The organism is Stenotrophomonas sp. YJH_SMC_133 (assembly GCF_059370655.1).
Window position 1 is genome coordinate 192,498 of the sequence record NZ_JCAFTW010000006.1, and the last position, 22,116, is coordinate 214,613.

A 22,116-nucleotide genomic window follows, 5' to 3' on the forward strand; every position below is an offset into this window, starting at 1 on the left:
CCATGAGCGCGATTGTCATCGCCTGTGTCTACGCCCTGTGGCTGGCTGCCGGATCGCTGGATTTCCATTTTCACCGGCGCACCGATCTTCCGCACACTTCCGCGATGCGCGAAAGCCTGCTGCATGGGGTGCAGCTGCTGCTGATCGGCAGCGGTGTGCTTGCCTGGCTCCTGCTGGAGAACACGTTGTCGCTGGTCGCGCTTCTGGCAGGCCTGGTCATCGCACACGCGGTCGCCGGCTATCTCGATACCGTCAGCGCGGACGGCCGTCGACGCATCAGCCCGGCGGAACAGCATGTGCACAGCGTGCTGGATGCCGCGCCGTGGGTCCTGCTGGCCTGGGTGGGCTGGCAGGTCCACCCGCGGTGGTCGCTCGAAGTGAAGCCTGCAGAACCGGACGTCTGGTGGTTCACCCTGCTGCCGGCGCTGGGCCTGGTGGTGCTGCCATGGCTCTGGGAACTGCGGCAGTGCGTGCGTGCAAGGCAGCGCACGCAGACGGGGCCGTGAGGATCATGGTACCGGGCATTCATGTGCCCGCCACGCCATCAAGACAGACATGTGACCGCCTGCCGCCTACGTTCATGGCGTATCTCCATTGCAGGTCTGCCACCCATGCAGGATGTGACGTCATCCTCTTCGCTGTTCAATCGCGCACGCCAGGTGCTGGTGCAGCAACCGGCATTGCCTTTGCCCGGTGGCGGCCAGACGCTGCAGCGTTGGCAGGCGCTGGCAGCCTGGGGGGCAGAGGATCTTTGCCTGGCCAAGGTACTGGAGGCCCACTATGACGCCCAGGCGATTGCTGCCGAGTTGAGGGCGCCCATCCCTGCTGAAGACACGTTGCTGGCGGTGTGGGCTGCAGAGGGTCCGGCCAACACCGTTCGCATCGATGCCGGCGGTGGGTTGTACGGTGACAAACCCTGGTGTTCCGGCAGCGCATGGGTAGATGCGGCACTGGTAACGGTTCGCAACCCGCAGGGCGTGTGGCTATGCCAGGTAGCGGCGGAACACTGGCACACACTTGCGGGCGAGCCATGGCCTGCCGTGGGCATGGCCGCAATCCCTTCCACCACGGTGCGCTTTGACGGCGCACCGATGGTGATCCTGGGGACGCGCGATGACTACCTGCAGCGCCCGGGCTTCTGGCACGGCGGGGCAGGCATCGCGGCGGTCTGGTTTGGTGCAGCGGCCGCTTTGGCCGAGCGCATGCGACCGGCCTGCACCGAGGGAAATCGCGCGCGGCTGCTGGGTGAAGTGGACCTCGCCCTTGGCCCGGCAGCCGCGCTGCTTCGCGAACTGGCGGCGCACATCGACGCCGCGCCCGAACTGGCCCATCGCGAAGATGTAGTGCGCGTGCGCTGTGTCGTCGAGCGCGCGGCAACGCGTGTGCTGGATCTGGCGGGTCGGGCGCTGGGCCCGGGCCCGATGTGCCTGGAGGACGCCCATGCCCGGCGCTGCGCGGACCTGACCGTGTTCCTTCGCCAGAGCCACGCCGATCGCGATTGGGAATGGCTGGGCGAGCAGCGTGCAGCACAGGAGGCAACATGGGCGCTGTAGCCAGGACACCCCTGCAAGGGGATGGAACCCAGGAGCAGGCCTGGCTGCACTGCGATTGGCTCTGGCAGCAACCGACCACATCGGCAACCGCACTCTGCAGCGGGCATGACCGCATGGTGGTGGTCGCGCCGCATCCGGACGACGAAATCCTCGGCTGTGGCGGGCTGCTGCATCACGCTGTGGGGCAGGGTATCGACGTCAGTGTCGTTGCCGTGACCGACGGCGAAGCATGCTACCCGGGCGAGCCGTGGTGGACGCCCGAACGCCTGCGATCAGCGCGCCGAGCGGAGCTTGCCGCGGCATTGGGCGAACTCGGCATTCCGGTCGGCTCCATCTTCCACCTGGGTATCGCCGACGGCGCGGTCAGCGCGCATGAGCAGGGGCTGGAAGGTTGGCTGCAGCAGTATCTGCAACCGCGCGACCTGGTCCTGGCGCCATGGCGGTTTGATGGTCACCCCGATCACGAAGCGGCAGGACGCGCTGCCTGCCGCGCCGCGCGGGCGGTGGGTTGCCACCGGCTGGAGTACCCGGTGTGGGGCTGGCACTGGCTTGACCCTGCCTGCGCACATATGGCGTGGGAGGTTCCGAAGCTGGTCGACATTTCAGCCGTGGCGTCCGCAAAGCGAAACGCAATCGCGCATTTCCGTACGCAGACCGGCGACGTGTCGGGCCTGAACAGCCCGCCGGTGCTGCCCGCACATGTACTCGCCCGATTCTTCCGAAACTACGAGGTATTCCTTGCATGAGCGCGCAACCGTACTTCGATGACCTGCATGAGCAGGACGACCCGTTCGGCTACCGCAGCCGGTGGTATGAAGAGCGCAAGCGTGCGCTGCTGCTGGCAAGCCTCAGCCAGCGCCAGTTCGCTCGCGGCTGGGAACTGGGGTGTTCCAACGGCGTACTGACCGAGGCGCTGGCCGCACGTTGCGAACGCCTGCTGGCAACCGACATCAGCCCACGTGCGGCGTTCCAGGCGCGCCGCAACCTGGCCCATCTGCCGCACGTGCAGGTTCATTGCGCCAGCCATCCCGAGCAATGGCCGCCAGGACGCTTCGACCTGATCGTCTGCGGCGAAATGGGCTACTACCTGGGGGCAGGCGCACTGCGCGAGCTGCGCGGTGGCATCGATGAAGCACTTCGCGATGACGGCCTGCTGGTTGCCTGCCATTGGTTGCCCTCGTTCGCCGGACGCGCGAGCCGGACCGAGGTGGTGCATCGATGCCTGGGGGAAGGCCTGCAGGAAGCCTTCCACTACCGCGATGCGGACTTCGTGCTTCAGGGATGGACACGGGGCCCCTTGTCATTGGCCCGGAACGAGGGCCTGCGGTGATAGGCGTTTTGATACCCGCCCACAACGAGGCGGACAGTATCGCGCGGTGCCTGCAATCCATCCGGGTGGCGGCCCTTCACCCGGGCCTCGGCGGCGAAGCAGTGGAGGTGATGGTCGCGCTGGATGCGTGTACGGATGCAACGGGCATCATCTGCCGCCAACACCAGGTCGGCAGCGTGCAGCTGGATGCACGCTGCGTCGGTGTCGCCCGGGCCGCAGCCGCTGCTGAACTGCTGGGGCGGGGCGCCAGGTGGCTGGCAAGCACGGACGCTGACAGCGAGGTGCCTCCCGAGTGGCTGGCCGCACAGGTTCAGGGCAGTTGTGACGCTTTCTGCGGACTGGTGGACATAGCGACGACCTGCCAGGGTGAACGGCGCCTGCGCAGGGCATTCCAGGCAAGACAGCAGTGGGGCGACCATCATGGGCGCATCCACGGTGCCAACCTCGGCGTCTCTGCCAGTTCCTATCGGGCCGTTGGCGGCTTTGCTCCCCTGCACTGCAGTGAAGACGTGGCGCTTGTAAGAGCGCTGCAACGCTGCGGTGCGGTGGTGCGATGGGCCGGCGCTCCCGTGGTGATGACAAGTGCGCGTCTGCAGGGGCGCGCTACAGGCGGATTCTCCGCTTATCTGGCGGCGCTGGGTGGCGAGCGCTCCGGCGCGGAAGCATCGGCCCTGATCACCTGAGGGTCAGCCACACCGTCACGCAAGCGCCCCGTGTTATCGGAGCGTGCGGTTGAGGAGAGCGTTGGGACAGCGCAGGCCACGAAGGCCCTCATCCCTGCCTACCTCCGCGAAGCGATGATGGACGAGCAGGAAATTTCCTGCGTCAGAAGGAACGAACGTGCCCCTCCGTGCAGTCGCCTACGCAAGTGAGGCGACATCGGGGCTTTCCATGGACCATGTGGATGACCTCGCCAGGGCCGCCGCCCGCTTCAACTTCGAAGCCGGCGTTACGGGTGTGCTTCTTTACGACGGGCTCCGTTTCCTCCAGTACATCGAGGGACCGGAAGACAGCATCAACGTGGTGTACAGCCGCATCCTCAGTGCCCGCAGCCATTGCGAGCTGATCGAGCTGGGCCGGGGCAGGGTTTCCGGCCGCTTCTTGCCCTACTGGTCAATGCGGCTGCTGTGGGTCGATGACTCCGAGATCCGCAGCGTGGCGCGCAGCAACTGGGATGGGCTCTCCCGCGGCGGCGCGCTGCGCCAGCTGAGCCTGGTGGTGGCCCCGCACCTGGGGTGACCACCCATGGCAATCAATGCGCCGGCGGTTGCACGCAGACATCCCCCATGACGCGCCGAACCGTCTCCTGCAACTCGCCGACGTGGAACGGTTTGGCCACGAAAGCGGCGCGACGGTGACGCTGCGGCACCAACTGGTCATAGACCGCGGATACGAACAGGAACGGAATACCGAGTTCCGTCAGGCGATCAGCCACCGGGAAGACCACGCCGTCGCGAAGCTCGACGTCGAGCACGGCGCCGTCGAATCGCTGGTTGTCCAGCAGCCCCAGCGCATCGAACACGCTGTAGGCATGCGTCACCTGATCGCCTGCGTCCTCCAGCGCCTGTTCCATCAGCGCAGCCAGGTCGAGCTGGTCTTCCACCAGCAGCAGGTTGCATCTGCGCTGGCTCATTCCGGATTGCATACGTGCACGCCTGTGTTGTCCTGGGAACTGCAGTCTGTGCTGTGCTGCATCAACGCTATGCGTGTGCATTGTCAGCCCGGCGCGAAGCCTCCCCCCGAGCGCGCCGCCAACCGGGTGGAGGAGGTGTGGAAGGTGCCCTGGATTTCGTTGACGGCGTCTTGGCACGCGCTGTGGATACTGCCGCCGTCCCCCCCATCGGAGATTCTGTCATGCCGCTGTCCGGAACCGATTCTGTCGCTCCAGGCGTACTGCGTGTCGAGTGCATGCCACTCGACTGCGGCGGTGCCGCCATCGTCGTGGAGCTGGACCGGGCGCCTGAACGGGCCTGGATGAAGTCGCTGAAGCGAGCACTGCTGGCCGACGACGCCATGGAAGGCGCACAGGCCAAGTTCGATGGGCGCTTCGTCTATGTCGTGGGCGTGGATGGTGGCGGGCATCGTGCTCAACATCGGGTAATGCAGGCCGTGATGGCGGCGGGCGGCGCGTGCGCCTCGAGCGCCAGGCGCGAGCGACCTGCAGTCGGCGTGGGCGTATCCAGCGCAATGGCGACCTGAGAGCACCTCCTGGGTGAAACACAGGGCTGCGGATGTTATCGCCGCATCACCACTGCGTGCAGCGCCCACCTTCGTCGGCTCACACCGGCCGACAGGGCGGTGATTGCCGGCGCTCCACCATGGTCTCCGGAGGCATGTCGCCCCGCACCGGAGAACGAAATGGCAGACCAGAACAACGCCCGAAGCGAGCGCCTGTTGAAGTGGCTGCAGGACGCCTACGCCATGGAGCAGGAGGCGGAGACCATGATGAAGGCCATGGCTTCGCGGATCCAGAACTATCCCCACCTCGCTGCACGGATCGCCCAGCACGTCCAGGAGACGCAGGGGCAGGCCGCCTCGCTGCGCCAGTGCATTGAAGCGCTTGGAGGAAGCGTGCCGACCGCCAAGGGACTGTTCGCCAGCATGACTGCGGCTCTCCATGCGGCCGGCACAAGCCTGATGGAAGACGAGGTGGTCAAGAGCGTGGGGCTCTCGTTCGGCTTCGAAAACACCGAGATCGCCACCTACCGGGCGCTGGTGATTGCTGCCGAGCGTGCCGCAGCGCCGGACATCGCCGCAGTCTGTGGCCAGATCCTGCAGGAAGAGATCGCCATGGCGCGCTGGCTGGAAGACCACCAGGACGGCCTGGTCGGTGCGTTCCTCAATCGCGACGAAACGCCGGGCGCGCAAGCCAAGCGCTGACCCCGAAGCCAGCACAGCCAGCCATTGGAGAAACCCCATGTTCTTTCATCACAAGAAGCTGATGTACACCGTGCGCGTGCGCGAATCCAACCCGCAGCTCGCCAGCCTCATGCTTGAACAGTTCGGCGGCCCGCAGGGCGAGCTTGCTGCCGCCATGCGCTACTTCACCCAGGGACTCGGCGAATGCGATCCAGGCCGCAAGGACCTGCTGATGGATATCGCCACCGAAGAGATCAGCCATCTGGAGATCATCGGCACCATCATCGCCATGCTCAACCGCGGGCCGAAGGCCATTCAGTCCGAAGGGCTTGCCGAGGCCGAGGATATGCGGCTGCTGGGGCAGAACAGCACCAGCCATACCGAGCAGATCCTGTACGGTGGCGGGCCGGCGCTGGTCAATTCCAGCGGGGTGCCGTGGACAGCGGCCTACATCGACTCGATCGGGGAACCTACCGCCGATCTGCGCTCGAACATCGCTGCGGAAGCGCGCGCCAAGCTGGTGTATGAGCGCCTGATCAACGTCACCGACGACCCCGGTATCAAGGATGCGCTGCGTTTCCTGATGGCGCGCGAGATCGCGCACATGAAGTCATTCGAGAAGGCGCTGCACAGCATCCAGCCCAACTTCCCGCCGGGCAAGCTGCCGGGGGACCCTGCGTTCACCGATCTGTACATGGACATGTCGCAGGGCGACGGCGCCGACGACCTGCAGGGCAGCTGGAACAGCGGCGAGCTATGGGAGCGGGTCAGCGACCGCGAGGCACAGACCGCTGTGGATGGTGGCGACGGCGGCGGCACGGTGGACCTGGACGCGCGCGAACAAGCGGCGGTGCAGGCCATGGCCCTGCGTACACTCTCCGACCCGGAAGCGCGGCCGACCACCGGGGCCGAGCTGGGGGCCGGCCCGGGCGCGGGAGCACTGGACCTGCCACCACGCGAGCCGTGAAAGAGCTGGGGCGCCCATCTGCGGCGCCCCAGTGGCGAAGCCCTTGATCAGCGTCAAGGCGTACGAAAGTGGGCGGACATCACGTCCGCCCACGAAGAGGTGCATCTGGCTTCAGCCGCGATCAGCGCTGCTGGCCACCGCGGTTGTTACCGCCGCCGCGTTCCTGCTGTTGCTGCCCGCCGCCCTGGTTACCGCCCTGGTTTCCACCCCCGCGGCTGTTCTGGCCGCCTTCGCGGCCGATGTCCGCCATGTGCTGGCGATCCTGGCTCACCGCTTCGCCGCCCTTGCGGCCGGCTTCGCGTGCTTCTTCCGAGCTGAATTCATGGGCGTTGCCTGATTCGTGCGCGGCACGTCCACCCTTGGCGGCGATCTCGCGCTGCTTGTCCTCGTCCATCGAAGCGAAACCGCGGTTGCTGTTGCCCTGGTTCTGGTTCTGGTTGGCCATGGAAAGTCTCCCTGGGTTGAGCCGCCCGACTGGCGGCAGGGACCATCTTCCAGATCCGGCGCTAGACCGCGGTGGCATGACCGCCAACGTGGCGTCATCCGGAAGCCCACGATTCCTCATCCGGTCTCCACGAAACGTGGTGCACGCGCGTGTGCGCCCGCAGGCGCGCCCGCCGCGCTCGAGCACGTGTCAAGGCGATGCGGCGGGCCCGCGCCTCAACTCGACGCAGCCTCTACGCCGGCCTCACTGCACATACGACCCGCGTCGCTAAGGTAGAGCTGTCTGCAACAACCGGTGGTGCCATGCCTTTTCGTGCGATTGCCTATGTGAGTGAAGCGTCCCGAAGCCTGACCGAAGAGCGGCTGCAACGGCTTGTGGCCGAAGCGGTGCAGTTCAACGAATCCGTCGATGTCACCGGCACGTTGCTGTTCGACGGCTCGCGCTTCCTGCAGTATCTGGAGGGCCCGGAGGCGGGGATCAATGCCGCGTACACGCGCATTCTCGCGGCCGGCAGCCACAGTGGGATCGTCGAGCTGAACCGGGGCAGGGTGGGGCGGCGGCAGTTTCCGCACTGGCGGATGCGCAGCGTGCGGGTGGATGAGCTAGCGCTGGGAAAGATCGCCATCTCCGACTGGACCGGCTTCGTGCGCAGCGCGTCGGCGCTGGAGTCGGGCGCCAGCGCACTGGATCGTCTGCTGTCGGTCTCGCAGTTGCAGACGGATGCAGGTGCGGGAGAGACCCTGGAACCGTACGGGCAGCTGGTACGATGACGGCGGCGGCCGCCCCCCGTGCAACCGCCCCACTGCGTGTCGGCTGTGCGGGCTGGTCGCTGCCGCGCGCGGATCAGGAAGCGTTCGGCGCGGGCGACACCGCGCTGCAGCGCTACGCCACACGCCTGCCGATGGTGGAGATCAACTCATCCTTCTATCGACCGCACCAGGCCAGGACCTATGCGCGATGGGCGGCGAGCGTGCCGGAGGGCTTCCGGTTCGCGGTGAAACTGCCGCGAGAGATCAGCCATGAGCGTCGGCTGCGCGACGCAATGCAACCGCTCGAGCGGTTCCTTGAAGGCGTGCTGGAGCTGGGTGAAAAGCTCGGGCCGTTACTGCTGCAGTTGCCGCCGAGCCTGGTGTACGACACGGCCACGGCCAAAGCATTCCTGCGGGGCCTGCGCGCGCGCACCCAGGCCGATGTGGCGTGCGAGCCGCGCCACCCGAGTTGGTTCACGCCGGAAGTGGATGCGCTTCTGAGCGCGCATGGCGTGGCACGGGTTGCCGCGGATCCGGCACGTGTGCCGGCGGCAGCGACGCCCGGCGGTGACCGCGCGTGGAGCTACTGGCGCTGGCACGGCCAGCCACAGATCTATCGCAGCGCCTACGACGAACCCACCCTTGCCCACCTTGCGCGGCAGCTGCTGGCCGAGGCCGACGCGAAACGACCCGCCTGGTTCGTACTGGACAACACCGCACTGGGTCACGCCACCGGCAACGCCCTGCACCTGCAGGCGCTGCTGCAGGAGAAGGAACATGCCTGAAGGCCCTTCGATCGTCCTGCTGCGCGAAGCAGCGAGCCACTTCAAGGGGCACGTGGTCCGCGCCGTCTCCGGGAACAGCCGGGTCGACCTGTCGCCGCTGCAGGGCCGAAGGGTCAAGGCGGTCCGCAGTTGGGGCAAGCACTTCCTGCTGGAATTCAGCCGCCACACACTGCGCATCCATCTGATGATGTTCGGCAGCTGGCGCATCGACGAACGGAAGCCAACCCCGCCGCGTGTATCCCTGCGGTTCGACAATGGCGAGCTGAACTTCTATGCGTGTTCCGTGCGGCTGATCGACGAGCCGTTGGACGAGATCTACGAATGGCGCGCGGACGTGATGAACGATGCCTGGGATCCGAAGCTGGCCCGGCGCAAGCTGAAGGCAATGCCGGACGTCATGGTCTGTGATGCGCTTCTGGACCAGACGGTCTTTGCCGGCGTGGGCAACATCATCAAGAACGAGGTTCTGTTCCGAATAGGCGTGCACCCCGCCACGCGGCTGGGCGACCTGCCACCGCGCAGGCTCACCGCGCTGATCACGCAGGCCCGCGCCTACAGCTTTGATTTCCTGCAGTGGAAGCGCCGTTTCGAGTTGAAGAAGCACTGGCAGGTACACACGCGCAGGATCTGCCCGGCATGCGGCGGCCCGATCAGCAAGCTTTACATGGGCACCACCCGGCGGCGCACGTTCTTCTGCCCGAACGACCAGGTGCTGTACGAACCCTGAGGCCGCCGTCCATGGCGGCCGGCTTCGGGGCGCGTCGATCAGGCGGCTTGTGCTGCCTTGGCATTGCCGCCGCCCTTGGCCAGCAGGGTGAGCTTCTCGTCGGTGGCCTTCTCTTCCTCAAGCGTCTCCAGCAGCAGCGGAAGGGCGTCCTTGTAGCCCAGCTGCTTGGCCAGCGCGGCGATGGTGCCGTAGGACGCAATTTCGTAATGCTCGACCTTCTGTGCGCCGCCGATCAGGGCGGCATCGCGCACAGGGCCCTTGTCGATGCTGTCGATCACTTCCTTGCCTTCCTCCACCAGACCTTCCATCGCCGCGCACTTGATGCGCTTCAGCCGGATGCCGAGAACCTCCACCACCTGGTCGATGCGCTCGATCTGGCCCTGGGTTTCTTCCAGGTGCGTTTCAAACGCTGTGGCCAGGTCAGGGTTCTCGGCCGCACGGGCCAGGCGCGGGAGGGCCTTGGTCAGCTGCTTTTCGGCGCTGTAGATATCCGAGAGTTCGTGGATGAACAGGTCTTCCGCTGTCTTGATAGCCATGCTGGGCTCCGCTGTGAGTGGAGCGCTCAGCGTAGGTCCCGCCCGGTTGCGATCAGGCGGGGGCCAGGTGAAGGCGGCATGTGAACGCCAACGCGAGCCCTGCGCGTTGTCTTCACGAGGTGGCGTCCGTCGCCCGCCTGCCGCAGTTCCGATGCCGGCAGGCCTTCGCCATCGCTTCACGGTGGCATCGCCTGGTGCCCATGGGCCGGCCGGTACGGTCACTTCACGCCCGATCACGCGTGGAGACTCCCATGAGCGATGACAAGAAGAACACCGGCAGCCCGGACCGGGATCGCATCAACGTCAACGAAGACTATGAACTGCAGTACTGGACCACGACGCTGGGTGTGTCAGCCGAGGAGCTTCGGGCCGCGGTCGCCGAGGTCGGGCCCACCGCCGCTGCTGTACGCAAGCACCTGGGAAAGTAGCGCGGAGCTGCCATGTCACTGGTCGAGTACCGCCGCAAGCGTCGTTTTGACCAGACCAGGGAGCCCGAACCGGGCAAGGCGCTGCCAAAAGGCCAACGCGCCATTTTCGTGGTGCAGTTGCATCATGCCAGCCGCAGGCACTACGACTTCCGTCTGCAGGTGGGTGACGCGCTGAAGAGCTGGGCCGTTCCCAAGGGCCCCAGCTACGACCCGAAGGTCAAGCGCATGGCGGTGGAGGTGGAGGATCATCCCGTCGACTACGCAGCATTTGAAGGCGAGATTCCCAAAGGCCAGTATGGCGGCGGACATGTCGCCCAGTTCGACGACGGTGTGTGGGCCACGCAGGGTGACCCGGAAGCCCAGCTCGCCAAGGGCCATCTACGTTTCGAGCTGTTCGGCGCCAAGCTCAAGGGTGGATGGCAACTGGTCCGTTCCGGCAAGCCTGCGCGCCAGCCACAGTGGCTGCTGTTCAAGGACGACGATGAATTTGCCAGCGATATCGAGGCAGACGATCTGCTGGCGGATGTCGCTGTAGCGCCCCCGGAGGACCTGAAGCGTGCCGGGGCAGGAAAGACCGCGAAGAAGAAACTCACGGTCGTACCGCCCAAACGCACCCGACGAAAGAACTGGGCGAAGAAGGCCCTGGCGCTCAGCAAAGCGAAAAAGGCGGCAGCGCCGTCCGGGCCGTTTGAGCCGCAGTTGGCCAAGCTGGGCGACACGCCGCCCCAAGGCGGGCAGTGGGTGCATGAGATCAAATGGGATGGATACCGCATCCTTGCTACGGTGGCTGAGGGCAACGTGCAGCTGTGGTCGCGGAACGCACTGGAATGGACCGGCAAGCTGCCTGAAATACGTGAAGCGATCGCGGCACTGGGGCTCACCTCGGCGGCACTGGACGGTGAGCTCATCGCGGGCGCCGGCACCAAGGAAGACTTCAACCTGCTGCAGGCCACGCTCTCCGGCGAGCGGCAGGGCGTCCTGACGTATGCATTGTTCGATCTGCTGCATCTTGATGGCGTGGACATCGCCGATGCGCCCTTGCTGGAACGCAAGGCCCTGCTGCACTCCGTGCTGGAGGGGCAGGGCAGGCCATTGGCGTTCAGTTCGCATGTGCAGGGGGATGGCGACGAGGCCTATCGCCTGGCCGGTGAGCAGCACTTCGAAGGCATCATTTCCAAGCGCGCCGATCGCAGCTACCACAGCGGCCGCAGTGAGGATTGGCGCAAGACCAAACAGCTGGCCAGCGACGAGTTCGCGGTGGTCGGATACACCGCGCCGAAGGGCAGCCGCACCGGGTTCGGCTCGCTGCTGCTGGCGCGGCCAGACCCGAAACATGGCTGGCTCTACGTCGGCCGCGTCGGGTCCGGGTTCTCGGACGAACTGATCGGCGAAGTCAGCAGGCGCATCGAAGGCGGCGGCGGCCGCAAGCCGACGGCGCACGTGCCCACCCAGGACACCGACCTTCGCGCCGCGACCTGGTTCGCACCGCGTTTCGTTGTGGAGGTCTTCTATCGCGGGATTGGCGGGCAGAAGCTGTTGCGCCAGGCATCGCTGAAGGCGGTACGGGCGGACAAGGACATCGCCGATCTCGAAGATTCCGATCGCGCCGGAAAGGCCCCGGCTGCGGGTGGCACGCATGCACCCTCGCGACCCGGGCGCAGGGCGAAAAAATCACCCGCTACCGGCCGCACACCGCCCGCGCTTTCGTCCCCCGGCAAGATCCTGTTTCCTGGCGATGGCTACACCAAGCAGGAGGTATGGGACTACTACGCAGCAGTGATGGAGCACCTCCTGCCCGAGGTGGCTGATCGCCCGCTGTCGATCATCCGATGCCCCAGTGGCACCGCAAAACCCTGCTTCTTCCAGAAACACCACACAGCCGGGCTGGAACTGGTCGATCCGGTAAGGCTGAAGGAAGAAAGCGGTATAAACGCCCATTACCTGGTGGTGCGTGACGCGGCCAGCCTGCTTGAACTGGTGCAGTTCAACGCGTTGGAGTTCCACCCCTGGGGCAGCCACGCCGAAGCGCCCGACAAGGCCGACCGCGTGGTGTTCGACCTGGATCCAGGACCGGACGTACCCTTTGCCGAGGTCAAGAAAGCGGCAACCGACATCCGGAAACTGCTGGCGCAGCTGGAGCTGGAATCGTTCCTGCGTGTATCCGGTGGCAAGGGCCTGCACGTGGTCGTGCCGCTCAATCCGGGATGCGACTGGGACCTGACCAGGCGCTTTGCGAAGGGTTTCGCCGATGCGCTGGCGCAATCCGAGCCCCAGCGATTCCTGGCAACGGCCACCAAAAGCCTCCGCAACAAGCGGATCTTCGTGGACTATCTGCGCAATGGGCGCGGTGCGACGGCGGTTGCGTCCTACTCGCTGCGGGCCAGGCCGGGGGCACCGGTAGCACTGCCGATCGCCTGGGGCGATCTGACGAAACTCAAGCGCGCAGACGCGTTCACGATCAAGGACGTGCCAGCAAAGCTGAAACGGCAGCGCAAAGACCCTTGGGCCGGTATCGGGAAAGTGAAACAGAATCTTGCGCGATGGGCGCAGGCAGACCCGTAGCCCGCGCCTACGCGTCGGATCCCTGGGCGCTGCCGGGCAGGACATGATCGCATTCGACCAGCCGCGCGTTGCTGACCGTCTGGCGCGAAGGACAAGCGCCGCACACCAGCGTCGTTCCACCGGGCACCGCCCCCAACGCGTCCCCCGACAACTGTGTAATCCCGCCGCAGGTGTTGCAGCGCACGCGAATGGACCTGACGCGCTCAATACCCTGCACGCCGGAAACAGCGTCCAGCTCCAGAACATGGAAAAGGCCGGTATTGGGCATGGGGCGCTCCCGAGTCATCTGGCCCAAGCGTAAACGATCCATGGCATGGGGGGTGTAGGCGTCCTGCATGCCGTTTGTCAGCTGGAACCCAACTGATTCACAAAATGCACATGATGGGAACAACTGCGGGGCGCAGGTGGCCTATCCTACGGCCACGGAATCTGGGGGGATTCGCTACAGGAGCAGTTAATGCCGATCAGGGCAGTCGCATACGTCAGCGAAGCGGGCCCAGCCGTTGCTGGTGATCCGTTCGGCCTGGGCAGCGGAAAGCTCGACGATCTGGTCGATGATGCCGCCCGCTTCAACCGCAGTGCCGGCGTCACCGGCGTCCTGCTGTTCGACGGCAGCCGCTTCCTGCAGTACATGGAGGGGCCCGAAGACGGCTTGAGGGTGGCGTATTCGCGGGTGGTGGGCGCCTCCAGCCATACCGGGCTCATCGAGCTGCAGCGCGGCAGGGTGGGCAACCGGCGGCTCCCGTTCTGGCCGATGCGCTGGCTGCCCACCCAACCCGAGCAGTTGAAGCTGCTTGCCCGCGCGGACTGGTCAGGGTTCGCCCAGCACAGCGGTGACGATGTGCCAACCGAGACGGCGATGGATATCCTGGCCAGGTTGGTCGAACCCTACGCGGTCGCGGCGTGATCCACCGGCCTAGCGGCCTCCATAGCGCGCCGCCCATGGAATCTCTCCGCTGCACACGTTGAGGTGCCCGGTGCGCATCACGCAATACAGCCGGGCCTCCGGGTCTGCACTGGCAGCAATGTAGTCCAGTGCCTCGGCAAGCATGCAGACGAACTGCTGCTCGGGGTAGAACGCTGCCCAGGCCGGCAGCAGTTCGTCCAGTTGCGCGATCATCAGATCGATTTCCAGGTGCGTGCTCACTGCCTGATCCTCCTTCCAGCACGTTAGCGACCACGCTGCAAGCAGAGAGTTGCGGTTCGCAGAGGCGACACAGGCATGTAGTCCACGCAACGCTCACCTGGTCTTGACCATGGCCTTGATCGTGGCAGCGCGTGAGCATCATCTGCACGGCCACGCCACCCTCGTTTCACCCGGCAAGGCGTATCAGAGAGGCCTCCCAGCTGAAGCTGCAAGGATCCCTTTCATGTCCGAACCGTTTCCGCGCGCCAGCTTATGGTCAGCTGACACCGAGTCGCATTGCTTCCGCCCCCTTGCCGGCACGACGCGCGCGGACGTGCTGGTGGTGGGCGCCGGCATGACCGGCCTGCTGACAGCGGCCCGCCTGGCGGATAGCGGCCTGGATGTGCTGGTGGTCGATGCAGGGCCCATCGGCGGGCGCAATACGGTGATGTCCACGGGCAATCTTTACGGGCCCGTCTCCCGGCTGGCAGAACTGGTCTCGCGCTGGGGCGGCGACACGGCCAGTCGTATCGTCCAGTGGCGGCAGCAGGCGCTGCGCGCCATCGAAACGCTGGTTCATCGCTACGATCTGCGTTGCGGCTTCGAACGCGTGGCCATGCAGTACGGCATGCAGGAGCGCACGCGCGAGGTGACGACGCGATTCGAGCGTGAACTTCAGGCCTATCAGCGCGTCGGCCTGCAGTGCGAACACCGGCAGTCCGGACTGCCGTTCGCATTGGGCCACGCCTTCCGCGTTCCCGATCAGGCGCAGTTGGATCCTGCGGCGTTCTGCAGGCAACTGGCACGTCATCTGGCAGGTCGCGTGCGCATCCACGACTGGACCCGGATCAACCGCATCGAGGCATCCGCCGGCGTTGCGACAGCCGATGGCGCCCGCATACAGGCCAGGCAGTTCGTGCTGGCTACGCATTCGCCCGCAGGCTTCAACCTGGTGCAGGCCGAGATGGAGGTGTACCGCGAGTACGGGGTGGCGGTGCCGGTTGCCAACCCACCTGCGGCAGGCATTCACTGGATCGCCGACCGGCACCGCTCATTGCGCGGGGTGCACGGCGCTGATGGCCGCGACTGGCTTGTGCTGGTTGGCGAAACACACCGCACCGGCGAAACGCCAGCGGTGGATCCGGCCCAGCATCTGCTAGCCGACGCGCGCCGCAACTTCAACGTGCAGCGCGAGCCGCTGTGCTGGTCGGCGCAGCAATTCCGGCCCGCCGACCAGCTGCCCTACATCGGCAGCAGCGCCCACGATAATGTGTGGGTCGCTACCGGCTATGGGCCGGACGGTTTGACCTGGGCGGGCGTGGCCGCGTGCGCGATCACCGAGGGAATCATGGGCACGACCAGCGAGATCGAGCAGTTGCTCAGCCCCATGCGCTTCACCCCGGTGCGCTCGGCGGCCGGCTGGGCCCGCACCAACGCCACGGTGGCGCGGCACATGGTGGGAGATCGCCTTGCCACGGCGCCGTCGCACTCACCCAGTGAGCTCGCCCGTGGTTGCGGCGCACTGCTGGACGTGGACGGAAAGCGCACTGCGGTCTACCGCGACGAGGGCGGGCGCCTGCACATGATGTCGGCGCTCTGCCCGCACCTGAAGTGCGTTGTCCAATGGAATGGCCATGAGCGCACCTGGGACTGCCCCTGCCACGGCAGCCGCTTTTCCGCCACCGGAGCGCTGCTGGAAGGCCCTGCCAGACAGGGCCTCACACCAGAACAGCTGTAGGCGCAGGCATCCACCTCAGGCTTCGGCGGCTGCATCCGCATCGCAGGGCATGCAGCGCTCCTTCTTGGACTTGATGTCTGCAGCGGTCTTCGCCAGTGCCTCGTAACGCTGGCGTATCTCTTCAAGATGGGCCGGCTCCATCGACTCCAGGTTCAACAACTCCTGGTTGGCGTCCTTGCTCACCCGGATCAGTTCATCCAGCTTGATGTGCAGCGCAGCGGTATCAGCGTTCTGCGTATGCTGGATCAGGAACACCATCAGGAAGGTCACGATGGTGGTTCCTGTATTCACCACCAGCTGCCACGTGTCATTGAAGTGGAAGGCCGGCCCGCTGGCAGCCCAGGTGATGATCACCCCCAGCGCTGCGACGAATGCCCCCAGGCTGCCAGACAATCGCGCCGTCGCCGCCGCGACACGGGCGAAACCGCGCCGGATCACTGGTCACCTCCCGCGGCCTCCTCATCCGTGTGGCGGTCCGGCAGTTTAACCCGCTCCCCGAGGCGCTTGGCCTGCTCGTCCGGCGTGGGCGCAGCGACGAAGGGGGAGATCGGGTCACTGGCGGGGAAGGTTTCCTGCAGCGCTTCGTCATGATTGCGGCGGTTGTGCAGCGTCGCCTGCAGCGGACTGACAGGATCGGGGCGCTGCGCCTCCGTGTCCGGATGGGGAAGGTCTTTCTGGTCGCGTTGCATGGTGCATCTCCAGGTTGATCACCACCTCGCAGGTGGCGGGCCCAGCATAGGAATGCACTGTGAGCGGCCTCATCAAGGGCGGGGCAACGTGGCGTCAATCCTTCAGGCAACGCGCGTTAACAATCAGCAGGGTGGGGGAGCCCGGCGTCGGCCACGGCGGCGCCAGGCCATCACCTGGCCGACCACCGCCGTCAACAGCAGCATCGCATTGGTCACCACGAAGACCGTGCTGCCCAGCATCGCGCTGTAGACAGTAAACAGCGCAGACGCGGTCATCTGGCCCGCGAACAGCCATTTGGATACGGCTTCCGGGTGGGACGACTGCCACTGCTTCACCATCTGCCGGATCAGGGTTGCCATCAGCACCGCCGTGGCGGCCCAGCCAAGTACGTCGGGGTGCATGAGGGCCTCCGATGTGTGGGCACCCCACGCTAGCCCCTGGCTGGGCAACGCCGTACGAAGGGAAGGTGAAGACGGCATCCCACCTCCGGCGCCCTCGCGCCATTCACTCCGCAGCAGCGACAATGCCCCCTCGGGCGCACCATGCGCGAGCCGCCCACCGATTGCAGGAATGCTGAGATGTCCAACACCCCCTTTGGCGAGTCGTCATGTGCTACCGCAGCCAGCGGCTGCATCGAAGTCCGTGGTGCGCGCGAGCACAACCTGAAGAATGTCGATGTCTCCATTCCGCGCAATGCACTGGTGGTGTTCTCCGGCGTGTCGGGATCCGGCAAGTCCTCGTTGGCCTTCGGCACGGTTTTCGCCGAGGCGCAGCGGCGCTACTTCGAATCCGTCGCACCCTATGCGCGCCGCCTGATCGACCAGGCGGGCGTGCCCGATGTGGATGCCATCGACGGGCTGCCCCCGGCGGTCGCCCTGCAGCAGCAGCGCGGCGCCAGCAATGCGCGCTCCTCGGTGGGCAGCGTGACCACGCTGTCCAGCCTGGTGCGCATGATGTTTTCGCGGGCGGGAGCCTACCCGGCCCACCAGCCCATGCTGTACGCCGAAGACTTCTCGCCCAACACCCCACAGGGCGCCTGCAGCACCTGCCATGGCCTGGGGTATGTCTACGAAGTGACTGAAGCACTGATGGTTCCGGACCCGTCGCTGAGCATCCGCGAGCGCGCCATCGCGTCCTGGCCACCGGCATGGCATGGCCAGAACCTGCGCGACATCCTGGTCACGCTGGGCTACGACATCGATGTGCCGTGGAAGAAGCTGCCGAAGAAGGACCGTGAGTGGATCCTGTTCACCGAGGAGACGCCCACCGTGCCGGTCTATGCCGGCTTCACGCCGGCCGAGACCCGTACCGCACTCAAGCGCAAGCAGGAGCCCAGCTACATGGGCACGTACACCGGCGCACGCCGCTACGTGCTGCACACCTTTGCCAACACCCAGAGCGCCCTGATGCGCAAGCGTGTGTCGCGCTACATGGAAGGCAAGCTGTGCCCGGCCTGCCACGGAAAGCGCCTGAAACCGGAGGCGCTTTCGGTCACCTTTGCCGGTGTGGATATCGGCGAGTTCATGCGGCTGCCGTTGGACCAGCTGGCGGCGTTGCTCGAGCCCATCGCGCGGGGCGACTTCAGTGCACACAGCCACGGCGCGCGTTCCAGCAGGCGTGCAACGCCCCGCGATCGCGCCAAGCGGGCAGCAAGTGGCCGCGCGACCCACGAAGGCGCACCCGACGTGCGCCTGACCTCAGCCTTGTCTGAGGAAAAGCGCCTGGCGGCACAACGTCTGGCGGGCGGGGTCATGGCGCGTGTACGGCAACTGCGCGAGCTCGGCCTGGGCTATCTATCACTTGATCGCGCCACGCCCACGCTGTCGGCCGGCGAACTGCAGCGCCTGCGGCTGGCCACGCAGCTCAGCTCGTTGCTGTTTGGCGTGCTGTACGTGCTCGACGAACCCTCGGCCGGCCTGCATCCGGCCGACAGCCAGGCGCTGTACGACGCACTGGAACGGCTGCGCGACGGCGGTAACTCGGTGTTCGTTGTTGAACATGATCTGGAGCTGATGCGCCGCGCGCAGTGGCTGGTCGATGTGGGCCCGCAGGCAGGGGAGCATGGCGGACGCGTTCTCTACAGTGGCGAGCCCGATGGCTTGCGCGACGTTCAGGATTCGCGCACGGCGCAGTACCTGTTCGACCAGGTGCCTGCGCCCGCCAGCCGGCAGCGCAGTGTCATCAGCTGGCTGGAGCTGAAGGGTATCCATCGCCATAACCTGCAGGGCGTGGACGCGCAGGTGCCGCTGGGGCTTCTGACCGCAGTGACCGGTATTTCCGGATCGGGCAAGTCCAGCCTGATGGCACAAGCGCTGCCCGAGCTGATACTGCTGCACCTGGGGCATGAGCCGGTGGACGACAGCGCCGACAGCACGCCCGCGGATGGGCCGACCGTGATCGAAGCCACGCGGGGCCAGCTGGCCGGCGACGTGGACGCCATCCAGCGCGTGGTGCAGGTAGACCAGAAGCCCATCGGCCGCACGCCACGATCCAATCTGGCCACCTACACCGGCCTGTTCGATCACGTGCGCAAGCTCTTCGCCGCGACACCCGACGCGCGCCGCCGCCGATTCGACGCGGGCCGCTTTTCGTTCAACGTGGCCAAGGGCCGATGCGAAACCTGCGAAGGCGAGGGCTTCGTCAGCGTCGAACTTCTGTTCATGCCGAGCGTCTATGCGCCGTGCCCCACCTGCCATGGCGCCCGCTACAACGAGGCCACCCTGAAGGTGCTGTGGAATGGTCGCACCATCGCCGAGGTCCTGCAGATGACGGTGGACCAGGCGCAGGCGTTCTTCGCCGAAGAAGACGCCATTGCCCGCCCGCTGCAGTTGCTGCAGGAAATCGGTCTGGGCTACCTGCGGCTGGGCCAGCCGGCCACCGAGCTTTCAGGCGGTGAGGCACAGCGCATCAAGCTGGCGACCGAGCTGCAGCGCAGCCAGCGCGGACGCACGCTGTATGTGCTGGATGAGCCCACCACCGGCCTTCATGCATCGGACGCGGACAGGTTGCTGGCGCAGCTGCAACGGCTGGTGGAGGCTGGCAACACCGTGGTGATGATCGAGCACGATATGCGTTCTGTCGCACAGGCGGACTGGGTGATTGATGTCGGGCCAGGTGCAGGCGGCGCGGGTGGCACCATCGTGGCGAAGGGCACGCCGCAACAGGTGGCCCGCGCCAAGGGAAGCAGGACTGCGCCGTTCCTTGCGCGCGAGCTGGGGCAGGCCAGCTGACGCCATCTCATCTGGGGCTGGACGCATTCTGTTGTACTGTGGGAGTACTCGCAGCGCCCATCAGCGAGAGGATGGTCAGGTGAACGCTTCCATGCTCCCAAGAATCGTCGGCTTCGATGTCCCGTTGTTGCATGAGCGTGTAGACGCATCCACCGACGAAGCCATCACCGCGCTGCTGGATCTGGCGCCGGGCGCTCGCTGGACAGAGATGTTCCTCATCAAGTGCAGGGCACTGGCGTCCCAGCTCCAGCTGGCGGATGTTCGCATTGAAGGCGCCAGGATCTACTTCTACGGATCCATCAGCGATTCTCGTGGACTTGCCGACGCGGTGATGTCCATTGTCCACGTACTGAATGATGAGTTGATGCGCGAGCGGAATCACGCAGCCAGCCGCGCCTAGGCGCAGCCAAGCAGGGACCAGCACCGATCGGCAATCTCCGCTGCGCCAGGATGGCCGCGTAGGCTCGATCGCTTCGCAAGCCTGCCCTGCAGATCGTCGATCCATGCCGACCGGGTGCCATGCGGATCTCTCACATAGATATCGCAGGCAAGCCGGATAACGGGCGCCACTTCATATCGGAAGCTCATCGCGGGCAGGGCGCCCAGGTTGAACGCGATTTTCCAGTGGGCCAGCTCGCGCTCGACGTCGACAACGTGCTTGCTTCTTCCATGGATCATGGCGTTACCCCTTTTCGAAACTCCACTGTACACGCTTGTTGCTGCGGGCCTGTTCATGACCCTTGTTCATATGGGACGCGTCCCCGTACGTTCCCGTAACGGCGACACGCCCACAGTCAATCGGCAGCAGACTTGCTGCGGCGGAGAATCGAAATGAACAGCGTCCCCGAACAGAACAGGAATGACCGCTCCAACGCGTCCGCTGAAGCAGAACAGCCTGCACAGCAGGGGCAGGGCGAGGGGGGCGAACCCGGCGGAGAGGAGCCCGGCAAGCAAGGACAGCAACAGCAGCAGGACAACAAGGATCGCGAGAGCCCGAAGCCAGCGGATGAAAAGAAGGGCGGTCTCGGCGGCGATACCCGCCGCTGAGGAACAGGAGGAGCCGCGCGCCGCGCGGCTGCTTCCGCAGCAGACAGGGAGCGTGCATGTCCGCACAAAGCCAGGCGATCAGCCTGATGACCAAGATCATGTACCAGTGTCGCCCGGAGAAAACCACAACAATGGCGCAATGCCGTTGCTGCCACGCGCCCAGCCCTGGCGGGATGGAGTGCGCACGGTGCCTGACCGGCAGGCTCGGCGATACGATTCACAATCGTGGTGCAGCGTTCGGCTGGCTGGAATCGTTCCGCAGGGTCCAGCAGGACGAAGCACACGTATTCGAATGCGCAAAGCGCGCCGATGTGGCATCTCCCTAGGCGTCGCATCCGGACCTGACATCGCGCAGGCGTATGCTCGAGTCATTCAGGAGCAACGCGATGACTTTTCCGATCTGCATCTACGATAGAACGGGCACAGGGCTCCGGCTGCCTGCGGGATGGTGGATCGACCTTCAGTCCGATCTGCCTGCACTGGTGAAGGGTGCCGCGCGCATTGACCTTCCGCGATCTTCAAAAGACGAGCATCCACGATTGGATCCTGAGGTTCTCACGGATCTCTTCCGGCGCATTGGAGGCTCTCAGTGGCTAGGTTGAATCCAGCCCATTCCCTGGGAGTGCGCTGGCTGTTCTTTCGCCTTCGCAACGGGCAGTCCATCAGTCCGGCCAGGCTGATGTCTGTCTGGTCCGAGGCGGCGGAATCCAACGACTGCGCCGTGCGCCGTGAAATCATCGACGGCGCCGGCTATGTCTACGCCTTGTATGCGCCCAACAGCCTGCTTTCACCCAGGCGCGTGGAGCTGCGCATGAGAGCGCTGCTGGAGGAGGCCGGCTACGCCTTCACGATGGGCAGCCTGGCGGGGCGGCACCCGGGCGACGGCTGAGGCGCGGCGCTGAGGCGCCGGCCGAAGAGTCCATGACAGCCGCTCTCATTCGGGGACACCAGGCTCCAGTGGTTCGTGAGGCGCGGGATCGAAGAGCGCCAGCATCCGCTCACGCCGGCACTGTTCGAGCCAGTGGTGCCATATCTCCACCTCGTCCATCAGCCCCGTGGCACCGCACGCTGGGCACGTGAGCGTCGTACCCGATGGACTCGTCTTGATGCCCTCGTCCTGAGTCATTGATGAGCGCAAGCCGCAGCTCTTGCAGGTGGATCGCAACTGATCGAGGCGAACGATGGCGCCATTGCGCGCAAGAAGGGGCTGGATCGCATGGATCCGGAAGGCATTGGGAGGGTGCATGGCCGTGTCGTCTTGGGCTGGACACGGGAGCAAAGGATTCTGCGCCGGAGAAGAGCCGTGAGGGCGCAGTGTCCTCCGTTGGAGGTTAACCCTTCATC

30 protein-coding genes are annotated in these 22,116 nt (G+C 65.7%); 21 read left to right on the top strand and 9 right to left on the bottom strand.

Annotated features, from left to right (window positions below; all coding sequences use genetic code 11):
* Nucleotides 1-2: 2 nt before the first annotated feature.
* From AC5P78_RS10615 to AC5P78_RS10640, 6 genes are all read left to right on the top strand, one after another.
* Nucleotides 3-506 (top strand): hypothetical protein, encoded by a 504-nt coding sequence (locus AC5P78_RS10615; protein ID WP_012480293.1) that lies wholly within the window; start codon nt 3-5, stop codon nt 504-506.
* A 105-nt stretch (nt 507-611) separates the two neighbouring features.
* Nucleotides 612-1,553 (top strand): hypothetical protein, encoded by a 942-nt coding sequence (locus AC5P78_RS10620; protein WP_005413479.1) that lies wholly within the window; start codon nt 612-614, stop codon nt 1,551-1,553.
* Nucleotides 1,541-2,299 (top strand): PIG-L deacetylase family protein, encoded by a 759-nt coding sequence (locus AC5P78_RS10625; protein ID WP_076739999.1) that lies wholly within the window; start codon nt 1,541-1,543, stop codon nt 2,297-2,299. The genes AC5P78_RS10620 and AC5P78_RS10625 overlap by 13 nt, the downstream gene beginning before the upstream one ends.
* Nucleotides 2,296-2,883, top strand: a complete 588-nt coding sequence (locus tag AC5P78_RS10630) for a class I SAM-dependent DNA methyltransferase (protein ID WP_043033433.1) — start codon at nt 2,296-2,298, stop codon at nt 2,881-2,883. Before AC5P78_RS10625 ends, AC5P78_RS10630 begins: the two co-directional genes overlap by 4 nt.
* Entirely contained in the window at nt 2,880-3,566 is a 687-nt protein-coding gene (locus tag AC5P78_RS10635) for a glycosyltransferase family 2 protein (protein ID WP_060380546.1), read from the top strand. The genes AC5P78_RS10630 and AC5P78_RS10635 overlap by 4 nt, the downstream gene beginning before the upstream one ends.
* Before the next feature lie 157 nt (nt 3,567-3,723).
* Nucleotides 3,724-4,122, top strand: a complete 399-nt coding sequence (locus AC5P78_RS10640) for a BLUF domain-containing protein (RefSeq protein ID WP_049396010.1) — start codon at nt 3,724-3,726, stop codon at nt 4,120-4,122.
* Nucleotides 4,123-4,135: 13 nt separating this feature from the next.
* On the opposite strand, the gene AC5P78_RS10645 is transcribed toward AC5P78_RS10640, so the two are convergent.
* Nucleotides 4,136-4,528: a response regulator gene (locus AC5P78_RS10645; protein ID WP_005409699.1), complete on the bottom strand. Its 393-nt coding sequence runs from the start codon at nt 4,526-4,528 to the stop codon at nt 4,136-4,138.
* 209 nt (nt 4,529-4,737) lie between these two features.
* On the opposite strand from AC5P78_RS10645, the gene AC5P78_RS10650 reads away from it, so the two are divergent.
* The 3 genes from AC5P78_RS10650 to AC5P78_RS10660 all read left to right on the top strand — a co-directional run bounded on the left by AC5P78_RS10650 (nt 4,738) and on the right by AC5P78_RS10660 (nt 6,709).
* Entirely contained in the window at nt 4,738-5,082 is a 345-nt protein-coding gene (locus tag AC5P78_RS10650; RefSeq protein ID WP_414498212.1) for a hypothetical protein, read from the top strand.
* 159 nt (nt 5,083-5,241) lie between these two features.
* Nucleotides 5,242-5,763, top strand: coding sequence for a ferritin-like domain-containing protein (locus AC5P78_RS10655; RefSeq protein WP_005409697.1), 522 nt, complete (start codon nt 5,242-5,244; stop codon nt 5,761-5,763).
* Nucleotides 5,764-5,800: 37 nt separating this feature from the next.
* Nucleotides 5,801-6,709 carry a manganese catalase family protein gene (locus tag AC5P78_RS10660; RefSeq protein ID WP_060381043.1) on the top strand — a complete coding sequence of 303 codons (909 nt, stop codon included), beginning with the start codon at nt 5,801-5,803 and terminating at the stop codon, nt 6,707-6,709.
* Nucleotides 6,710-6,830: 121 nt separating this feature from the next.
* Here AC5P78_RS10660 and AC5P78_RS10665 read toward each other — a convergent pair whose 3' ends face one another.
* Nucleotides 6,831-7,154 carry a KGG domain-containing protein gene (locus AC5P78_RS10665; RefSeq protein ID WP_005409695.1) on the bottom strand — a complete coding sequence of 108 codons (324 nt, stop codon included), beginning with the start codon at nt 7,152-7,154 and terminating at the stop codon, nt 6,831-6,833.
* 302 nt (nt 7,155-7,456) lie between these two features.
* Here AC5P78_RS10665 and AC5P78_RS10670 point away from each other — a divergent pair, with 302 nt between their 5' ends.
* The 3 genes from AC5P78_RS10670 to AC5P78_RS10680 are packed head-to-tail and all read left to right on the top strand — an operon-like array spanning nt 7,457 to nt 9,415.
* The gene (locus AC5P78_RS10670; protein WP_088470611.1) at nt 7,457-7,924 is read left to right on the top strand and encodes a BLUF domain-containing protein; all 468 of its coding nucleotides are present in this window, start codon (nt 7,457-7,459) and stop codon (nt 7,922-7,924) included.
* On the top strand, nt 7,921-8,688 hold the full coding sequence (locus AC5P78_RS10675) for a DUF72 domain-containing protein (protein ID WP_049396011.1): 768 nt from the start codon (nt 7,921-7,923) through the stop codon (nt 8,686-8,688). Before AC5P78_RS10670 ends, AC5P78_RS10675 begins: the two co-directional genes overlap by 4 nt.
* Nucleotides 8,681-9,415: a DNA-formamidopyrimidine glycosylase family protein gene (locus AC5P78_RS10680; RefSeq protein ID WP_062607053.1), complete on the top strand. Its 735-nt coding sequence runs from the start codon at nt 8,681-8,683 to the stop codon at nt 9,413-9,415. Before AC5P78_RS10675 ends, AC5P78_RS10680 begins: the two co-directional genes overlap by 8 nt.
* 38 nt (nt 9,416-9,453) lie before the next feature.
* Here AC5P78_RS10680 and AC5P78_RS10685 read toward each other — a convergent pair whose 3' ends face one another.
* On the bottom strand, nt 9,454-9,951 hold the full coding sequence (locus AC5P78_RS10685; protein WP_005409691.1) for a YciE/YciF ferroxidase family protein: 498 nt from the start codon (nt 9,949-9,951) through the stop codon (nt 9,454-9,456).
* 251 nt (nt 9,952-10,202) lie between these two features.
* Between AC5P78_RS10685 and AC5P78_RS10690 the strand changes: the two genes are divergently transcribed.
* Together AC5P78_RS10690 and ligD are read left to right on the top strand one after the other, a co-directional pair.
* Entirely contained in the window at nt 10,203-10,379 is a 177-nt protein-coding gene (locus AC5P78_RS10690) for a DUF3606 domain-containing protein (RefSeq protein WP_005409690.1), read from the top strand.
* A gap of 12 nt (nt 10,380-10,391) precedes the next feature.
* On the top strand, nt 10,392-12,941 hold the full coding sequence (gene ligD, locus AC5P78_RS10695; protein WP_495217200.1) for a DNA ligase D: 2,550 nt from the start codon (nt 10,392-10,394) through the stop codon (nt 12,939-12,941).
* A gap of 7 nt (nt 12,942-12,948) precedes the next feature.
* Here ligD and AC5P78_RS10700 read toward each other — a convergent pair whose 3' ends face one another.
* Nucleotides 12,949-13,209, bottom strand: a complete 261-nt coding sequence (locus AC5P78_RS10700) for a hypothetical protein (RefSeq protein ID WP_224482002.1) — start codon at nt 13,207-13,209, stop codon at nt 12,949-12,951.
* Between the two features lie 189 nt (nt 13,210-13,398).
* On the opposite strand from AC5P78_RS10700, the gene AC5P78_RS10705 reads away from it, so the two are divergent.
* Nucleotides 13,399-13,848 carry a BLUF domain-containing protein gene (locus AC5P78_RS10705; RefSeq protein WP_049396014.1) on the top strand — a complete coding sequence of 150 codons (450 nt, stop codon included), beginning with the start codon at nt 13,399-13,401 and terminating at the stop codon, nt 13,846-13,848.
* A 9-nt stretch (nt 13,849-13,857) separates the two neighbouring features.
* Here the strand turns inward: AC5P78_RS10705 and AC5P78_RS10710 are convergent, their stop codons facing one another.
* Nucleotides 13,858-14,088, bottom strand: a complete 231-nt coding sequence (locus AC5P78_RS10710) for a hypothetical protein (protein ID WP_049396015.1) — start codon at nt 14,086-14,088, stop codon at nt 13,858-13,860.
* A gap of 223 nt (nt 14,089-14,311) precedes the next feature.
* Between AC5P78_RS10710 and AC5P78_RS10715 the strand changes: the two genes are divergently transcribed.
* A complete protein-coding gene (locus tag AC5P78_RS10715) occupies nt 14,312-15,805 on the top strand; it encodes an FAD-dependent oxidoreductase (RefSeq protein ID WP_065183584.1) in 1,494 nt (497 codons plus the stop codon).
* Between the two features lie 15 nt (nt 15,806-15,820).
* On the opposite strand, the gene AC5P78_RS10720 is transcribed toward AC5P78_RS10715, so the two are convergent.
* From AC5P78_RS10720 to AC5P78_RS10730, 3 genes are all read right to left on the bottom strand, one after another.
* The gene (locus tag AC5P78_RS10720) at nt 15,821-16,243 is read right to left on the bottom strand and encodes a low affinity iron permease family protein (RefSeq protein ID WP_019336571.1); all 423 of its coding nucleotides are present in this window, start codon (nt 16,241-16,243) and stop codon (nt 15,821-15,823) included.
* The gene (locus AC5P78_RS10725) at nt 16,240-16,494 is read right to left on the bottom strand and encodes a hypothetical protein (protein ID WP_043395782.1); all 255 of its coding nucleotides are present in this window, start codon (nt 16,492-16,494) and stop codon (nt 16,240-16,242) included. Before AC5P78_RS10725 ends, AC5P78_RS10720 begins: the two co-directional genes overlap by 4 nt.
* A 123-nt stretch (nt 16,495-16,617) precedes the next feature.
* A complete protein-coding gene (locus AC5P78_RS10730; RefSeq protein WP_049396017.1) occupies nt 16,618-16,896 on the bottom strand; it encodes a hypothetical protein in 279 nt (92 codons plus the stop codon).
* 177 nt (nt 16,897-17,073) lie between these two features.
* Between AC5P78_RS10730 and AC5P78_RS10735 the strand changes: the two genes are divergently transcribed.
* Nucleotides 17,074-19,725 carry an excinuclease ABC subunit UvrA gene (locus AC5P78_RS10735; protein ID WP_076739993.1) on the top strand — a complete coding sequence of 884 codons (2,652 nt, stop codon included), beginning with the start codon at nt 17,074-17,076 and terminating at the stop codon, nt 19,723-19,725.
* A gap of 79 nt (nt 19,726-19,804) precedes the next feature.
* Nucleotides 19,805-20,125: a hypothetical protein gene (locus tag AC5P78_RS10740; RefSeq protein ID WP_019336574.1), complete on the top strand. Its 321-nt coding sequence runs from the start codon at nt 19,805-19,807 to the stop codon at nt 20,123-20,125.
* Here the strand turns inward: AC5P78_RS10740 and AC5P78_RS10745 are convergent.
* On the bottom strand, nt 20,122-20,403 hold the full coding sequence (locus AC5P78_RS10745; RefSeq protein ID WP_010485730.1) for a hypothetical protein: 282 nt from the start codon (nt 20,401-20,403) through the stop codon (nt 20,122-20,124). The genes AC5P78_RS10740 and AC5P78_RS10745 overlap by 4 nt on opposite strands.
* Nucleotides 20,404-20,556: 153 nt before the next feature.
* Here AC5P78_RS10745 and AC5P78_RS10750 point away from each other — a divergent pair, with 153 nt between their 5' ends.
* From AC5P78_RS10750 to AC5P78_RS10760, 3 genes are all read left to right on the top strand, one after another.
* Nucleotides 20,557-20,772: a hypothetical protein gene (locus tag AC5P78_RS10750; RefSeq protein WP_044570206.1), complete on the top strand. Its 216-nt coding sequence runs from the start codon at nt 20,557-20,559 to the stop codon at nt 20,770-20,772.
* 56 nt (nt 20,773-20,828) lie between these two features.
* Nucleotides 20,829-21,098, top strand: coding sequence for a hypothetical protein (locus AC5P78_RS10755; protein WP_012480276.1), 270 nt, complete (start codon nt 20,829-20,831; stop codon nt 21,096-21,098).
* Between the two features lie 263 nt (nt 21,099-21,361).
* Nucleotides 21,362-21,661: a hypothetical protein gene (locus tag AC5P78_RS10760; protein WP_012480275.1), complete on the top strand. Its 300-nt coding sequence runs from the start codon at nt 21,362-21,364 to the stop codon at nt 21,659-21,661.
* Nucleotides 21,662-22,116: the final 455 nt, after the last annotated feature.

Excerpts from the sequence above, each read along its gene's own strand:
- AC5P78_RS10615 (WP_012480293.1), top strand. The coding sequence starts at position 3 with ATGAGCGCGATTGTCATCGCCTGTGTCTACGCCCTGTGGCTGGCTGCC.
- AC5P78_RS10620 (WP_005413479.1), top strand. The coding sequence starts at position 612 with ATGCAGGATGTGACGTCATCCTCTTCGCTGTTCAATCGCGCACGCCAG.
- AC5P78_RS10625 (WP_076739999.1), top strand. The coding sequence starts at position 1,541 with ATGGGCGCTGTAGCCAGGACACCCCTGCAAGGGGATGGAACCCAGGAG.
- AC5P78_RS10630 (WP_043033433.1), top strand. The coding sequence starts at position 2,296 with ATGAGCGCGCAACCGTACTTCGATGACCTGCATGAGCAGGACGACCCG.
- AC5P78_RS10645 (WP_005409699.1), bottom strand. The coding sequence starts at position 4,528 with ATGCAATCCGGAATGAGCCAGCGCAGATGCAACCTGCTGCTGGTGGAA.
- AC5P78_RS10650 (WP_414498212.1), top strand. The coding sequence starts at position 4,738 with ATGCCGCTGTCCGGAACCGATTCTGTCGCTCCAGGCGTACTGCGTGTC.
- AC5P78_RS10655 (WP_005409697.1), top strand. The coding sequence starts at position 5,242 with ATGGCAGACCAGAACAACGCCCGAAGCGAGCGCCTGTTGAAGTGGCTG.
- AC5P78_RS10660 (WP_060381043.1), top strand. The coding sequence starts at position 5,801 with ATGTTCTTTCATCACAAGAAGCTGATGTACACCGTGCGCGTGCGCGAA.
- AC5P78_RS10665 (WP_005409695.1), bottom strand. The coding sequence starts at position 7,154 with ATGGCCAACCAGAACCAGAACCAGGGCAACAGCAACCGCGGTTTCGCT.
- AC5P78_RS10670 (WP_088470611.1), top strand. The coding sequence starts at position 7,457 with ATGCCTTTTCGTGCGATTGCCTATGTGAGTGAAGCGTCCCGAAGCCTG.
- AC5P78_RS10675 (WP_049396011.1), top strand. The coding sequence starts at position 7,921 with ATGACGGCGGCGGCCGCCCCCCGTGCAACCGCCCCACTGCGTGTCGGC.
- AC5P78_RS10680 (WP_062607053.1), top strand. The coding sequence starts at position 8,681 with ATGCCTGAAGGCCCTTCGATCGTCCTGCTGCGCGAAGCAGCGAGCCAC.
- AC5P78_RS10685 (WP_005409691.1), bottom strand. The coding sequence starts at position 9,951 with ATGGCTATCAAGACAGCGGAAGACCTGTTCATCCACGAACTCTCGGAT.
- AC5P78_RS10690 (WP_005409690.1), top strand. The coding sequence starts at position 10,203 with ATGAGCGATGACAAGAAGAACACCGGCAGCCCGGACCGGGATCGCATC.
- ligD (WP_495217200.1), top strand. The coding sequence starts at position 10,392 with ATGTCACTGGTCGAGTACCGCCGCAAGCGTCGTTTTGACCAGACCAGG.
- AC5P78_RS10700 (WP_224482002.1), bottom strand. The coding sequence starts at position 13,209 with ATGCCCAATACCGGCCTTTTCCATGTTCTGGAGCTGGACGCTGTTTCC.
- AC5P78_RS10705 (WP_049396014.1), top strand. The coding sequence starts at position 13,399 with ATGCCGATCAGGGCAGTCGCATACGTCAGCGAAGCGGGCCCAGCCGTT.
- AC5P78_RS10715 (WP_065183584.1), top strand. The coding sequence starts at position 14,312 with ATGTCCGAACCGTTTCCGCGCGCCAGCTTATGGTCAGCTGACACCGAG.
- AC5P78_RS10725 (WP_043395782.1), bottom strand. The coding sequence starts at position 16,494 with ATGCAACGCGACCAGAAAGACCTTCCCCATCCGGACACGGAGGCGCAG.
- AC5P78_RS10730 (WP_049396017.1), bottom strand. The coding sequence starts at position 16,896 with ATGCACCCCGACGTACTTGGCTGGGCCGCCACGGCGGTGCTGATGGCA.
- AC5P78_RS10735 (WP_076739993.1), top strand. The coding sequence starts at position 17,074 with ATGTCCAACACCCCCTTTGGCGAGTCGTCATGTGCTACCGCAGCCAGC.
- AC5P78_RS10745 (WP_010485730.1), bottom strand. The coding sequence starts at position 20,403 with ATGATCCATGGAAGAAGCAAGCACGTTGTCGACGTCGAGCGCGAGCTG.
- AC5P78_RS10750 (WP_044570206.1), top strand. The coding sequence starts at position 20,557 with ATGAACAGCGTCCCCGAACAGAACAGGAATGACCGCTCCAACGCGTCC.
- AC5P78_RS10755 (WP_012480276.1), top strand. The coding sequence starts at position 20,829 with ATGTCCGCACAAAGCCAGGCGATCAGCCTGATGACCAAGATCATGTAC.